This window comes from uncultured Catenibacterium sp. (assembly GCF_900540665.1).
Classification (GTDB): Bacteria; Bacillota_I; Bacilli_A; order Erysipelotrichales; family Coprobacillaceae; genus Catenibacterium.
This window is the reverse complement of record NZ_UQGV01000065.1, coordinates 1-13,172: the sequence shown is the minus strand read 5'-3', so window position 1 is coordinate 13,172 and position 13,172 is coordinate 1. Positions and strand designations below refer to the sequence as shown.

General features: G+C 32.6%; 14 protein-coding genes, 1 pseudogene and 1 riboswitch. Of the genes and pseudogenes, 12 read left to right on the top strand and 3 right to left on the bottom strand.

Annotated features, from left to right (window positions below; all coding sequences use genetic code 11):
- The first annotated feature begins 117 nt into the window (after positions 1–117).
- From QZQ55_RS08600 to QZQ55_RS08570, 7 genes are all read left to right on the top strand, one after another.
- Positions 118–495 carry a VOC family protein gene (locus QZQ55_RS08600; RefSeq protein WP_295092358.1) on the top strand — a complete coding sequence of 126 codons (378 nt, stop codon included), beginning with the start codon at positions 118–120 and terminating at the stop codon, positions 493–495.
- Complete coding sequence (locus QZQ55_RS08595; RefSeq protein ID WP_295092355.1) at positions 488–901, top strand: hypothetical protein; 414 nt, start codon at positions 488–490, stop codon at positions 899–901. Before QZQ55_RS08600 ends, QZQ55_RS08595 begins: the two co-directional genes overlap by 8 nt.
- Before the next feature lie 15 nt (positions 902–916).
- A riboswitch (Lysine riboswitch) is annotated at positions 917–1,086 on the top strand.
- Between the two features lie 73 nt (positions 1,087–1,159).
- Positions 1,160–1,618 (top strand): ACT domain-containing protein, encoded by a 459-nt coding sequence (locus QZQ55_RS08590; protein ID WP_055232969.1) that lies wholly within the window; start codon positions 1,160–1,162, stop codon positions 1,616–1,618.
- 1 nt (position 1,619) lies between these two features.
- The gene (dapA, locus tag QZQ55_RS08585) at positions 1,620–2,519 is read left to right on the top strand and encodes a 4-hydroxy-tetrahydrodipicolinate synthase (protein WP_270468299.1); all 900 of its coding nucleotides are present in this window, start codon (positions 1,620–1,622) and stop codon (positions 2,517–2,519) included.
- A gap of 1 nt (position 2,520) precedes the next feature.
- Positions 2,521–3,267, top strand: coding sequence for a 4-hydroxy-tetrahydrodipicolinate reductase (gene dapB, locus QZQ55_RS08580; RefSeq protein ID WP_295092352.1), 747 nt, complete (start codon positions 2,521–2,523; stop codon positions 3,265–3,267).
- A gap of 10 nt (positions 3,268–3,277) precedes the next feature.
- The gene (gene lysA, locus QZQ55_RS08575; RefSeq protein ID WP_215656999.1) at positions 3,278–4,579 is read left to right on the top strand and encodes a diaminopimelate decarboxylase; all 1,302 of its coding nucleotides are present in this window, start codon (positions 3,278–3,280) and stop codon (positions 4,577–4,579) included.
- A 564-nt stretch (positions 4,580–5,143) separates the two neighbouring features.
- Positions 5,144–5,791, top strand: a complete 648-nt coding sequence (locus QZQ55_RS08570; protein WP_295092349.1) for a reverse transcriptase domain-containing protein — start codon at positions 5,144–5,146, stop codon at positions 5,789–5,791.
- A 56-nt stretch (positions 5,792–5,847) separates the two neighbouring features.
- On the opposite strand, the gene QZQ55_RS08565 is transcribed toward QZQ55_RS08570, so the two are convergent.
- Genes QZQ55_RS08565 through QZQ55_RS08555 form a run of 3 tightly spaced genes read right to left on the bottom strand, consistent with a single transcriptional unit; the run spans position 5,848 to position 9,044 of the window.
- Entirely contained in the window at positions 5,848–6,855 is a 1,008-nt protein-coding gene (locus tag QZQ55_RS08565; protein WP_295092346.1) for a site-specific integrase, read from the bottom strand.
- Positions 6,842–7,819, bottom strand: a complete 978-nt coding sequence (locus QZQ55_RS08560; protein WP_295092343.1) for a tyrosine-type recombinase/integrase — start codon at positions 7,817–7,819, stop codon at positions 6,842–6,844. Before QZQ55_RS08560 ends, QZQ55_RS08565 begins: the two co-directional genes overlap by 14 nt.
- Positions 7,797–9,044 carry a site-specific integrase gene (locus tag QZQ55_RS08555; RefSeq protein WP_295092340.1) on the bottom strand — a complete coding sequence of 416 codons (1,248 nt, stop codon included), beginning with the start codon at positions 9,042–9,044 and terminating at the stop codon, positions 7,797–7,799. Before QZQ55_RS08555 ends, QZQ55_RS08560 begins: the two co-directional genes overlap by 23 nt.
- A 152-nt stretch (positions 9,045–9,196) precedes the next feature.
- On the opposite strand from QZQ55_RS08555, the pseudogene QZQ55_RS08550 reads away from it, so the two are divergent.
- From QZQ55_RS08550 to QZQ55_RS08530, 5 genes and pseudogenes are all read left to right on the top strand, one after another.
- Positions 9,197–9,418, top strand: a pseudogene (locus QZQ55_RS08550) (reverse transcriptase domain-containing protein); the annotation flags it as partial.
- 60 nt (positions 9,419–9,478) lie between these two features.
- Positions 9,479–9,883 carry a group II intron maturase-specific domain-containing protein gene (locus QZQ55_RS08545; RefSeq protein WP_295092361.1) on the top strand — a complete coding sequence of 135 codons (405 nt, stop codon included), beginning with the start codon at positions 9,479–9,481 and terminating at the stop codon, positions 9,881–9,883.
- Between the two features lie 259 nt (positions 9,884–10,142).
- Complete coding sequence (locus QZQ55_RS08540) at positions 10,143–11,471, top strand: ATP-binding protein (RefSeq protein ID WP_295092338.1); 1,329 nt, start codon at positions 10,143–10,145, stop codon at positions 11,469–11,471.
- Positions 11,472–11,968: 497 nt separating this feature from the next.
- Complete coding sequence (locus QZQ55_RS08535) at positions 11,969–12,562, top strand: YiiX/YebB-like N1pC/P60 family cysteine hydrolase (protein ID WP_295092335.1); 594 nt, start codon at positions 11,969–11,971, stop codon at positions 12,560–12,562.
- 5 nt (positions 12,563–12,567) lie between these two features.
- Entirely contained in the window at positions 12,568–13,122 is a 555-nt protein-coding gene (locus QZQ55_RS08530) for a hypothetical protein (protein ID WP_295092332.1), read from the top strand.
- Positions 13,123–13,172: the final 50 nt, after the last annotated feature.

The window sequence follows — 13,172 nt, the reverse complement described above, 5'->3', positions numbered from 1 at the left end:
ATATCAATCTTCTTAAACGGATGCGTAAGCATCCTAGAAGCCTTGACTTCAAATACGGAGTATTAAGTCGAGGTAGTTCACGATGTCAATGATATAATAGTAACAGGAGGTGCTCTTATGAGATTAGACACAGTACATCATATTGCGATCATTACAAAAGATTATGATCAAACAATTGACTTTTATGTCAATAAATTAGGCTTTAATATTATTAGAGAAAATAAGAGAGAGGATAAACAGGATATCAAGTTAGATCTTCAACTTGGAGATATGGAATTAGAAATATTCGTTAAGGCTGATGCCCCACTTCACCCCTTCCCTGAAACAGCAGGTCTTAGACATCTGGCTTTTAAGGTAGAAGATGTAGAAGAAACTGTAAAAGAACTCAATGCATTAGGTATTGAAACAGAACCGATTCGTTTTGACACATTTACTGGCAAGAAAATGACATTTTTTAAAGATCCTGATCAATTGCCTTTAGAAATCCATGAATAATAGAGAAAAACTGCTAGAAGATTATGTGCGTTTGTCAGGTATATCATTTCATAATAATGTAGCCTTTGCACATACGAAGTATCAGGTGAATTGGAAGAAAACAGCACTTACTATGTGGTTAGGTCATATAGTCAGCAAGAAAACAGAATTCTATGTATTAAGTTTTGAACGTGTTGGTATTACTTTCATGCAATATGATAATCTGAAGTTTTTAGAGGGTGTTTACTTTTTTGATTATCGTTTTGTGACAGATTTTAAAGTGAAAAAGAAAGGGGCTGAATCAGAGATGCGCTTCATGTACCAAGGACAGGAAGTTGTATTAATGCTTCAGCGATATGCGATAGATAGTCCCTGGATTAAAGAATATATGCACTATTTAGAAGAAAATCACTTTTTTTATGAGTGATAATATGTTATTATGGTGACAAATAGAGGTGCATGCGTTAAGAATTCGTTATTAATGGATACAGCCAGATAATGAAGGGGGAGCAAATGCCGAAGAGACAGGGAACTGTATATGAACTGTTATCTGGGGGATAAGAGAAGATCTTATTCACTGTCACAAAATATTTGTGGTGCGCTATTGAATATAATGAAGACTACTAATTATATTGCAATGGCCCCATTGCAATATTTTTTTATAAAAAAAATGGAGATGATGAAGATGAACAGTATGATTACAAGATTAGAGATTGAAGAAGACATTATTCAGGTTAAGTTAATGAATGTTGAAAAGAATCCTCTTTTTGTGGCTGATGTGTTTGAAACAATTAGTCGTGAAGGTGTGAACATCGATATGATCTCATCAGTCATGCTAGAAGATGAAATGCGTATTGATTTCACATGTGATGCAAAAGCACAAAGTGCTTTAAACAAGGCTATTGAAGAAGTTAAGAAAAATCACCCACGTATTGGTGTATTTGCATCTAAGAATGTAGGTAAGCTTGTTGTAGAAGGTCATATGGAAAATGAAGTCGGTTTTGCAAGTAAGTTATTTAAAGTTCTAGGTGATAACCAGATCCCATTTGCTCAGGTGACAACAAGTGAAGTATCTATTTCATATGTTATAGAAAAGAAATATTTAAAGAAAGCATTAGAAAAAATTCAGGAGGAATTAGCATAAAATGGAACCAATTTTTGAAGGAACAGGTGTTGCATTGGTATTACCAATGTTTGAAGATGGAAGTATTGATTATGAAGGTTATAAGAGACAGGTTCAGAGAATGATTGATGGTGGTGTAAAAGCATTACTTGTCAATGGTACTACTGGTGAACCTGCCACTATTGATATTGAAGATGAATTTGAACTTACTAAGATTACAGTAGAAATGGCTAAGGGTACAGGTGTAAAGGTTATTGCAGGTGCAGGTTCTAACTATACTGCACAGGCTATTAGAAAGGCTAAGTTCAATGCTGAAGCAGGTGCTGACGCAAACTTAGTTGTAACACCTTACTACAATAAGACTTCTCAGAGAGGTTTAATTGAACATTATAAGGCTGTTGCTGCGGCAAGTGATTTACCACTTATTATGTATAATGTACCAGGTAGAACTGGTATGAAGATCAGTGTAGATACAGTAGTAGAACTTGCAAAAGTACCTAATATCGTTGCAATGAAGGATGCAACAGATGATATTGCATATGCAATGGAAGTATTAACACGTACTAAGGATATGGACTTTGATTTATATTCTGGATGTGACGATAATATTCTTCCATTTATCGCAGCAGGAGGAAAAGGTGTTATTTCAGTATTATCTAACCTTTATCCAAGAGAAACAGAAATGTTTGCCCAGGCTGCATTAAAAGGTGATTTAGAATTAGCTAGAAAGATGGCTTATGATTTAAATGATGTATCTAAATACTTATTTATTGACGTAAACCCAATCATGCCTAAGGCTGCTTTAAAGCATATGGGTGTTATTGAAAGTGATATGCTTCGTCAGCCTTTAATTCCAACTACAGAAGAAAATAAGAAGTTATTATTTGATGCAATGAAAGAATTTGAAAGCAAGGGTTATTAAGATGAAAGTATTAGTATATGGTTATGGTTTAATGGGTAAGAAAGTAGCCCATGCAGTGATGAATGATGCGGATTTAGAATTAGCTGGTGTTGTATCTCCTGTGTTTGATGTACAGCCAGAAGTACCTGCATATAAGTCATTAGATGAAGTACAGGATGATATTGATGCAATTATTGATTTCTCACATCCTGCTAATCTAGATAGTATTCTATCTTATGCATTAAAGAATAAGTGTAAAGTGGTATTCGCAACAACTGGTTTTAGTGCAGAAGACTTAAAGAAGATTGAAGAAGCTTCTCATGAGATTGCCCTCTTCCAGTCTTATAACACTTCTTATGGTGTGGCTATGATGAATAAGATGGTGAGTGAATTTGCGAAAGAATTCTTTGAACATCATTTTGATATTGAAATCATGGAAAAACATCATAATCAGAAGATTGATTCACCATCAGGTACAGCAGTGATGTTATATGATGGCATCAACAATGCGATAGATGATTCATTAGAACCTACATATGATCGTCATTCTATTCATCGTAAGAGAGAAAGAAATGAAGTAGGTATTTCATCTATAAGAGGTGGGACAATCTTTGGTGAACATACAGTCATGTTTGCAGGACAGGATGAAATCGTAGAAGTAAAGCATACAGCTCTTTCTAAAGAAGTATTTGCGAATGGTGCTGTTGCTGCATTAAAGGCATTAATGAATAAAGATAAAGGTTTATTCGATTTAAAAACATTATATTAAGGGGAATGGTATGGTATTACAGACACAGTTTGCTGATATAAAAGGCAATGATTTATATATAGATGGTATTAAAGCATCTGATCTCGCAAAACAGTATGGCACACCACTTTATGTTATGAGTGAAGGTCATATTAGACATCAGATGAATGAATTAAAGACAAAGTTCATGGATAAGTATGAAAAGGCACTTCCATTATTTGCTTCTAAGTCTTTTAGCTGTCTTGCAATCTATAAGCTTGCAAATGAATATGGTATTGGAATTGACTGCGTATCTGCAGGAGAAATCAGTATTGCATTACGTGCTGGATTTGATCCAGATAAGATCTACTTCCATGGAAACAATAAGCTTCCTTCAGAAATTGAATATGCATTAAGTCATGATGTGACTCATTTCGTAGTAGATAACTTTTATGAAATTGAAAACTGTGAAAAGATTGCAGGTAAACTAGGTAAGAAAGTAAAAGCAACTTTAAGAATTGTCCCTGGTATTAAAGCTGGTGGTCATAACTATATTATGACTGGTCATAAGGATACTAAGTTTGGCTTTAGTTCTCATTATGGTATCTATTTAAAAGCTATTCAGCGAATCTTAGAGTCTGATAATATCGAATATGAAGGAATTCATTGTCATATCGGTTCTCAGGTATTTGATTTATTCGCTTATGTGAATGCAATGCTTCAGTTCATGAAGTTTGTGAATGAAATCTATAATACATTTGGTGTTGTAACAAGTAAGATCAATGCTGGTGGTGGTTATGGTATTGCTTATACTAAACAGGATGAACCACTTGATTTTGAATCTATTACATCAGAAATCATGAAGGTTATTTATAATGAATATGATAGTCATGGATGGGAACGTCCAGCTGTTATGATTGAACCAGGACGTTATGTTGTAGGTAATGCAGGTATTACTCTTTATACAGTAGGATGTATTAAAGAAATCCCTGATGTACGTACTTATGTCTCTATTGATGGTGGTATGTCTGATAATATCCGTACACCTTTATATGATGCGAAATATGATGGTATTGTTGCAAATAAAGCAGGAGAAACAAAAACTAAGACTGTAACAGTTGTAGGTAAAATCTGTGAAAGTGCTGATATGATTACTAAAGATCTTCCAGTAACTGCTAATATTATGCCAGGAGATATTTTTGCAGTATTCTCTACAGGTGCATATAACTACTCTATGTCTTCTAATTACAACCAGTTACCTAAACCAGCTGTAGTATTCACTTATGAAGGTGAATCAAGAGTGGTAGTAAGAAGACAGACATTTGATGATCTAGTTTTATTTGATGAAGAATAGTCATGGGGAGATAGCGGATGCTATCCCCCTTTTTTGTATGCCGGGCATGGCATATATCTAGGTGGTGAAAGTCCACTGTGGGGGCGATGCCGCAACTGCCAACCACTAGCCAAAATCAAGGGTGTCTATCGTGAGATAGAATCTGAAAGAAGATGGAGGCAAAACTCTGGTCCGAGGAACACGAATCACATATAAGGCGTATAAACGGGGATGAGTGTGCAAAACAACACGAAGTCATAAGAGATTGCGGAATAGGACTGTTATATGTAAATGTGGCGGATATATGGAGAGAAAGAGATATGACCTTATCCCGGGAGGTCTTGTGAGGGATAATTATCCTAGCAACAGCGAATCACAAGAAGTCAGCAGAGGTCGTAGTAGTGAAGAAATTTCTGTAATGGAAATGGAGCGAAGGGCCGAATAAATCTATCAGTTATTAAAATTAGGATTGATTCCATTATGCGTAAGCGTCAGAGATAGTACAAATACACTAGGAAGCCCGAAAGAAGAATGTAGGGGAAGTGAGCATAATGGATAGCGAGAGAAATGGAGGTAACGGAAATTATGAAAACTGATAACACATTACTTGATAAGATGCTAAGTGAAGAAAATCTTGGTCTGGCACTGGCCCAAGTAAGAAGAAACAGAGGTGCTTGTGGAATAGATGGTATGGAAGTATCGGATTTAAAGGATTATTTAGATGAAAATCTTGATGAAATCAAAGAATCGATACGTAAAAGAACATATAAACCACAACCGGTAAAAAGAGTAGAGATACCAAAACCTGACGGTGGTGTTAGAAAGTTAGGAGTACCAACAGTCTTAGATAGGTTTGTACAACAAGCAATCGCACAAGTACTTATACCAATCTATGAACCGAAATTCAGTGATAACAGTTTTGGATTTAGGCCGAATAGATGTTGTGAAATGGCAATTATCAAAGCATTGGAATACATGAATGATGGATTCCAATGGGTTGTTGATATTGATTTGGAGAAATTCTTTGATACAGTCAACCATGATAAACTGATTAGTCTTGTGATGAAGGATGTGAAAAGCGGAGAGATTGTATCGCTCATTAGAAAATTCCTTGTCAGTGGAATCATGGTTGATAAAGAATATAAGGAGTCAATTATCGGAACACCACAAGGTGGGTTATGCCGATATCGGCATAACCCACCTTATGTGGACAAAGATATTATGCCGAGTTAATTTAGATAACCCTTTAATAATCAGAAGGTTTTCTTTGTTTTCTCGGCATAATATTGTTATTTAAAGCTATTTAGGAAGTCTAATAAATCTTGATCCTTACTCCAATCAACATAATTTTCTTCAATTAATTTCGGTACCAAATTATTTATGGCTTCATTTTTCTTTCTTGAATCTGCTCTTGCATAAATCATAGTTGTTGAAATATCTTCATGCCCCAGAAAATCTCGAATATAGACAATAGGAATATCAACTGCAAGCATGTGCATTGCTTTACTATGTCTGAACATATGGGGATGAACTTTTGATGGAAAACTAGAATCATTGTTTTTTAAGATTGTTGCATATTTCTGAACTATATATTCTATCCCATCTCTACTCATCTGTTGATTATTCTTATTCTTAATCAAATACTCATTTTTCAATTTAATATCTGAAAAAAATTTAGATATGTACACTTCTAATATCTGATTCATATTCTTAGAAATAGGGACTATGCGTATTTTTGAACCTTTACCATGCAGTTTAACTGTAGGATTATTACCTAAATTGATATCTTCAATTTTTAAATTACATAACTCCTGTACTCTAGCACCTGTATCATATAATAAGCACATGATGATACGATGTCTAATTCCTGTAGATGTATCTATAGGCGGAAGATTTATTAATTTATTCATTTGTTCTTCAGTTAGATAATCAACTTGTCTAGTAGTAGTTTTTAATGACTTAACTGATAAGACAGGTTGTAAATAAGCCAGATTTTCAACACTTTCATACTGTGCAAAATTTATAAATGATTTAATCCCTGCCAATCTATGATTGATAGTAACAGGTGAATTCCCACGATTTTCCAACCACTCAATAAATTCAAGAATAAGTTCTCTATTAATCTGATGCATCTTAAATTTATTAATGTTTATACTTTTGTTATCTCTTAGGAAAAGAATAAATAATTTCAAAGAATCTTTATAGCTGTTTATAGTATTTTTTGAACAGTTTCGATGAAGAGGTAAATATTCAGTTAAAAACTTGGTTACGAGAACCGCAAAATCAGTTGCTGTCATATTCTTCAATCGTTTCAATTATATTAGGATAGGAACTTTCAAGCTTTAACTGAATCATCGGAAAAAGTGTGGCTGTCAATTTAAGATAATAGGCTGTTTCATCAAAACTTTCATGACCTAACATTGTTTTCATATATGGCAGATATACCAATAGATTCTTTTTCTCATATACCCATTTCTTTAATAAGTTGACACAATAAGTATGGCGAAAGTCGTGGACTCGTGGACCATGTCCGCTATGCGATATTCCGGCCTTATCAAGATATCTTCTGAAATTATTGTATACACACTGAAGTGTTAGTGGTTTGCCAGGCAATTTCATAAAGAAATATTCTGATTCATCAGAATCAATATGAATAGTTGATTTCAATTCCTTACATTTTTTTACTAGTACAGGATGAATTGGAATTATTCTATCTTTATTATTCTTTCCGCTTTTAACTATAAAGTAGCCTTCATCCAAATGAAAGTCCTCAATTTTAGCCAATCTTAGCTCAGATACACGCAACCCACTTGTATATAGTATTCTAAAAAATATAGGCATAATAATATGGCGATACGGGCATTCAGAAGGAACTGATTTACTCTTATCAACTGCTTCAAAAAATCTTCTTAATTCATCATCGGTATAGATATGTGCATTATATTTTTGGGGTTTTCTTATCAATCTTTTTGGAGGAACATATACATCAAATCCTAATTCTAATAAATATGAGCATAGTACTCTCATAATTGATATTCTACTTTTTTGATTTGCTTGTGTTTCATACGTTTTTTTTAGACACCATTCATCAACTACTGATTTATTAATTGCTTTTTCTTGTATGTTTTTACCTGCAAGATACTTATCTATTCTTTTTAATGCGAATTCTTCTGTTTTGTATTTAAATCCTTGGGCTCTCTTTAAACTGATCAGATCTTGAATTTCATTTTTGAAAATGCTATCGAATATTAATGTACTCATCGTCAAACGTCAAATCCAAAACGCATTCTTTTAACTTGTCAAGATCTGTCTTTAAATAAATAGAAGTTATATCAGTACTAGAATGTCCAAGAATTGATGTGATAACTGGTAATTCAACCCCTGCATCGAGAAGCATAGAAGCTGATGTATGCCTTAGAGAATGAAAGCCCCTGTGGCAGTTTTTGTTTAATGGGATTTTCGCCTTTTTCATATAGAAATATATTCTATCTGACAAATGATTTTCATCACTCAACATATCAAAAGGCGGTATATGCTTTAGAAATATAAATTTTGATTCGTAATATTTAGGTCTTCCATTCTTAATATAATCTATTACTGCCCATCCAACTGCATCAGGAATAGGTAATGTTAATGGCTTTTTTGTCTTGTGTTGAATGATGCTCAGCTTTTTTTCTTCCCAGTTAAAATTATCAAATGTTAAGTTCTTGATATCAGAAATACGTAACCCTAAAATACAAGCTAACACTATCATTGCGTAATCCCTTTTTCCAATAGGACTGTTTCTATCAATAGCCTGTAATAATTTTTTAATTTCATCTTCAGTCCATACCGATGGTATCTTAGTCGATTTTGATATAGCTGGCATATGAATAAGAGAAGCAACATCACTTTCTAGTACATTTTCTTTATTTAAATATCTTAAAAAATATCGTAATCCACAGATATGTTGTTCAATCGTTTTAAAAGACATACCAGTAAAAGTTCTTATATAATCATTACATATGGATAAATCAATGTGACTAACATCGGTTATTCCTTTTTGATTAAGATAGTCAAGAAATATTAGAGAAATTTTAATATAATGCTTTTTGGTGGACTTCGACAACTCGGTGTGATCTAGATAATCATTAAAACGAATATGAATATTTAAATAATCACCCTCTAATCTGATTGGATTTTTAGATGCATGATATCGTCTAGTAAGTACACCATGAAGCTTATAATCCTGTAAGATTTGAATCGTTCTAATCAACTGCAACTGTTGATCTTTTAATTTGGATTCTTCAAAAGATGAAACAATACCATGATTTTTTTCTAAAAAGATTAAACCTTTATCAATAGAAAAAACATCATCCCCATATTCTGATAAAAGAAAATCATTTAGTTTTTTCCATTCTCTTTTATAAAAGTTTATGGTGGTTGGACTATAGTTATTATCTACTAATAATTTTGTTAATCCACTACAAATTAGTTCTAATCTCATAATCATCACGCTCCTTTAAATAGAAATAGAACTATAATTCTATTTAAAGTGTGATGCATTATGCCGAGAAAATAAAGAAAATTGTATAATTATTAAAGGGTTATCTAAATTAACTCGGCATAATATCTTTGTCCACATAAGGTGGGAATCTAAGTCCACTTCTTAGTAATATCATACTCAATGAACTTGCCAAAGAACTTGAAGCAAGAGGACTGCGCTTTACACGATACGCTGATGACTGCATCATTTTAGTGGGAAGCAGTAAAGCAGCCGATAGAGTTATGGCTAACATAAGCAAGTACATTGAGAATAAACTCGGTCTTAAAGTCAACATGACTAAAAGTAAAGTATCCAAACCAAATGATATCAAATATCTAGGTTTTGGATTCTATTATGATGAATTCCATAGACAATGGAAAGCAAAACCCCACCAAGTGTCAATCAATAAATTAAAAGATAAATTAAAGAAGCTTACAAAAAGAAGCTGGTCAGTATCGTGGGAGTATAGATGCACAAAACTTAGACAGCTTATTATAGGATGGGTTAATTACTATCGAATAGGACAATTCAAAATGATATGTCAAAAAATCGATAGATGGATAAGATTTAGAATCAGAATGTATCTGTGGAAGAAATGGAAAGCAAACAAAAATAGAGAAAGACAGTTAAGGAAATTAGGAGCCTACCAATGGCAAGCTAAAACCTGGTCGAATACTCGTAAATCATACGCTAGATGTGCGAGTACATTTCTTTTATCCGTGATAACAAATGGATTACTAAATAGAAAAGGTCTGCCATCATTGACAGACCAATATCAGTTAAAACATATTTCAGTATAGATTTAAACCGCCGTGTGCCGAACGGCTTGCCCGGTGGTGTGAGAGGACGAAAATAATTTTAATTATTTTCTCCTACTCGATTATACGTAAATAAATATAATATAATTACCGTTACTTTGAAGAAAGTACCATTTTAGGCTAAATAAAGATTGAAGAAAGTCACATTTTCGGCGAATAAAAGATTGAAGAAAGTCACATTTTAGCAGATAATAAGATTGAAGAAAGTTATATATATATTTAAAAAGTGAGGAGGTATTCTATGTTTTTTAAGAGAAAGGCGTATGATAAGCTACTTGAATGGAAGCATAATTATTCAGATCGATATGCAGTTCTATTAGAGGGGGCAAGACGTGTTGGTAAGTCAACTATTGCGGAAAATTTTGCGAAGAATGAGTATAAGTCATATATTTTGATAGACTTTTCAAAGACAACAAATAATATTCTTGAATGTTTTGATGATATAGGAAACCTAAATATATTTTTTCTAAGATTGCAGGCTGAAACAGGAATCACATTATATGAACATGAGTCTCTTATTATTTTTGATGAAGTACAGTTATTTCCTAAAGCAAGACAAGCAATTAAACATCTTGTTGCAGATGGTAGATATAGTTATCTAGAAACAGGATCTTTGATATCAATTAAGAAGAATGTAAAGGATATTCTTATTCCTTCTGAGGAAATGAAGATTCAGATTTACCCAATGGACTATGAAGAGTTCTGCACTGCCACGGGTAGTAATTATGGATTGTTGAAAGATATATATAATATGGGTAAAGCCATTGGTCAGGCTACAAATCGTAAGTTAATGAGAGATTTGAGAATATATATGGCTATTGGAGGAATGCCACAAGCTGTAGAAGCCTATGTAGATGGTAAAAACTTTTCAGAAATAGATATGGTCAAAAGACAGATCATTAATCTGTATGAAGAAGATTTTAAGAAGATTGATGCATCAGGTAGATTATCAGCTATGTATCATTCAATTCCTGCTCAGCTTGCAAAAGATACAAAAAAATATCGCATAACAACTGCGATAGGTAAGAAGAATAATGTAAGAAGTGAAGAATTGTTGTATGAATTGATTGATTCAAAGACAGTGCTACCATGTTTTAATACAACTGATCCAAAAGTAAGCTTGGCAGATACAAAAGATTTTGATAGTTATAAGCTATATATTGCGGATACTGGTTTGTTTGTCACACTTATGTTTATTGATCGCCCAGCAACAGAAAATGAAATATATGCAAAACTATTATCTGATAAGTTGCCTATTAATCTTGGCTATTTGTATGAAAATCTAATGGCTCAGATGATTGATGCATCAGGAAGAGAATTGTATTATCATACTTGGAACAAAAAAGGAAGTACACATTATTATGAGGTTGATTTTCTAGTATCAGATGGAAGTAAAATCAATGTATTTGAGGTGAAATCTTCAGGTATTGGTAAGCATGAATCAATCAAAGAATTCTGCAGGAAGTATTCCAACATTGTGAATAAATCATATTTGATTTCACAAAAAGATATAGGCAAAGACAACAGTTTATTGTTTAGACCATTTTATCTTGTTCCTTTTGTATTATAGAACTAAAAAGTGATATCACATCATTGAAGAGAAGTTATTCATTATGACTTGAGACATTCATAAGGTTAGCTCGTGAATAACGATTAATAGTTATGACTATTAATGTGTTGTTCTTCTCTTCACTAAATAAACATATAGACTAGAGGTTACTTATATTTAACTTCTAGTCTTTTATTTTGTAGGTATACATTATAATAGACTTAAGAAAGCATATTATAAGTATCGTTATGTTGTTATTGATGAATAAGATAACCTGAGATAATTTTATTTTAAACTGACCATACTTTTATTTAATATTTTTTATAATTTTTATCAGTATTATGGAGTACTTTAATTTTGTATGCTACCATATTTATGAAGTTAAAGTTTACTTAATGAAAGGAGGAGATTCCATTGGTTACATTAACTAGTAATACAAACATAATGAATCTAATAATTAAAAATAAAAAAAGAAAGGAAATCTTATAGGTTATTATGAAACATTGTCTTCACTGACTATGATTATAGGAGTGAGCCTCTCTACTATCACAAGTGTAAATGCGTACAATTATAATAAAAACGCATTCGAAAACACTGATGAATTAAAAATTATCTACAATCAGATAGCGAAGAAAGAAAAATCAATTAATGCATGTTCTCTTGATGGCCAAGCTGTTTATACATGGGGATACCCTACTACAAAAGGCAGAATACTAGTTACAGGAGACGCTTATAAAAATCTGATTCCTACTGGTCATGCAGCTATAGTCTATTCACAGAGCAAAGTTGTTGAAGCGATATACAATAAAGTTGTAACCGGTAAAAATGATTGGAATAAAAGCAAAAATACATACTGGGGACTTTATGTGACAGATGTAACAGAAAATCAAGCAAAAAAAGTTGCAGATTGGTGTTATTCACAAAGAGGCAAACCATATAACATTAAGTATTATGACGTAAATACAAGATCAAAATTTTACTGTTCTCAACTCATATGGGCTGGATTTAAAGATAAATACAATGTAGATTTAAACACTAGTCAATATGGCGCAGCAGTGCATCCTCTTGAATTTGTCTCAAGTGATAAAACAATGATTCTTTATAAGAAGTGATTACAATGAAAAAAACAATTTTGATAATTACCACAGTTTTATTATTCACAGGATGCTCATTCTCACAATCACAAAGAAATATCTATTATACATTCGGTGTGATTGAAACTTCATCTGCCAGAAAATATACTGTCATTAAATATTATAATGATGATGGTAAAAAAGTTGCTTCTACAAAATTGGATGAGGCTCAAGTAGGCACATCATTCAATACCACAAGCTATAATAATGGTTATGCTTATATCAATAATATCGGTCTTCAAGGACATAAGAATCCTCAAAATATTATTCAGATAAAAGGAAATTCTACTGAAGTGAAAAAGCTTCATTTGCCTGGAACTGCCATTGATGCAGTCAGTGCAGATGATCACTATTATTATGGGGTATCTAATCTTAATGATTATGGATATCTTACTCAGATGAATTTTAAAGAGAAAAAAGTAAATGAAATAAAAGAAAAATCTCGTTTCTCTTATATGGTCGTTCCAAGTCATTCTAAAGTATATAATTTTGTAGATATTGAAAATGATATTGCATGTGATATCTATGATCAAAAGTAAGCGCCAAATAATATAGTGGATAGAAATAGACCTCATCATGTTAGATAATT

Excerpts from the sequence above, each read along its gene's own strand:
- QZQ55_RS08600 (WP_295092358.1), top strand. The coding sequence starts at position 118 with ATGAGATTAGACACAGTACATCATATTGCGATCATTACAAAAGATTAT.
- QZQ55_RS08595 (WP_295092355.1), top strand. The coding sequence starts at position 488 with ATGAATAATAGAGAAAAACTGCTAGAAGATTATGTGCGTTTGTCAGGT.
- QZQ55_RS08590 (WP_055232969.1), top strand. The coding sequence starts at position 1,160 with ATGAACAGTATGATTACAAGATTAGAGATTGAAGAAGACATTATTCAG.
- dapA (WP_270468299.1), top strand. The coding sequence starts at position 1,620 with ATGGAACCAATTTTTGAAGGAACAGGTGTTGCATTGGTATTACCAATG.
- dapB (WP_295092352.1), top strand. The coding sequence starts at position 2,521 with ATGAAAGTATTAGTATATGGTTATGGTTTAATGGGTAAGAAAGTAGCC.
- lysA (WP_215656999.1), top strand. The coding sequence starts at position 3,278 with ATGGTATTACAGACACAGTTTGCTGATATAAAAGGCAATGATTTATAT.
- QZQ55_RS08570 (WP_295092349.1), top strand. The coding sequence starts at position 5,144 with ATGAAAACTGATAACACATTACTTGATAAGATGCTAAGTGAAGAAAAT.
- QZQ55_RS08565 (WP_295092346.1), bottom strand. The coding sequence starts at position 6,855 with ATGACAGCAACTGATTTTGCGGTTCTCGTAACCAAGTTTTTAACTGAA.
- QZQ55_RS08560 (WP_295092343.1), bottom strand. The coding sequence starts at position 7,819 with ATGAGTACATTAATATTCGATAGCATTTTCAAAAATGAAATTCAAGAT.
- QZQ55_RS08555 (WP_295092340.1), bottom strand. The coding sequence starts at position 9,044 with ATGAGATTAGAACTAATTTGTAGTGGATTAACAAAATTATTAGTAGAT.
- QZQ55_RS08540 (WP_295092338.1), top strand. The coding sequence starts at position 10,143 with ATGTTTTTTAAGAGAAAGGCGTATGATAAGCTACTTGAATGGAAGCAT.
- QZQ55_RS08535 (WP_295092335.1), top strand. The coding sequence starts at position 11,969 with ATGATTATAGGAGTGAGCCTCTCTACTATCACAAGTGTAAATGCGTAC.
- QZQ55_RS08530 (WP_295092332.1), top strand. The coding sequence starts at position 12,568 with ATGAAAAAAACAATTTTGATAATTACCACAGTTTTATTATTCACAGGA.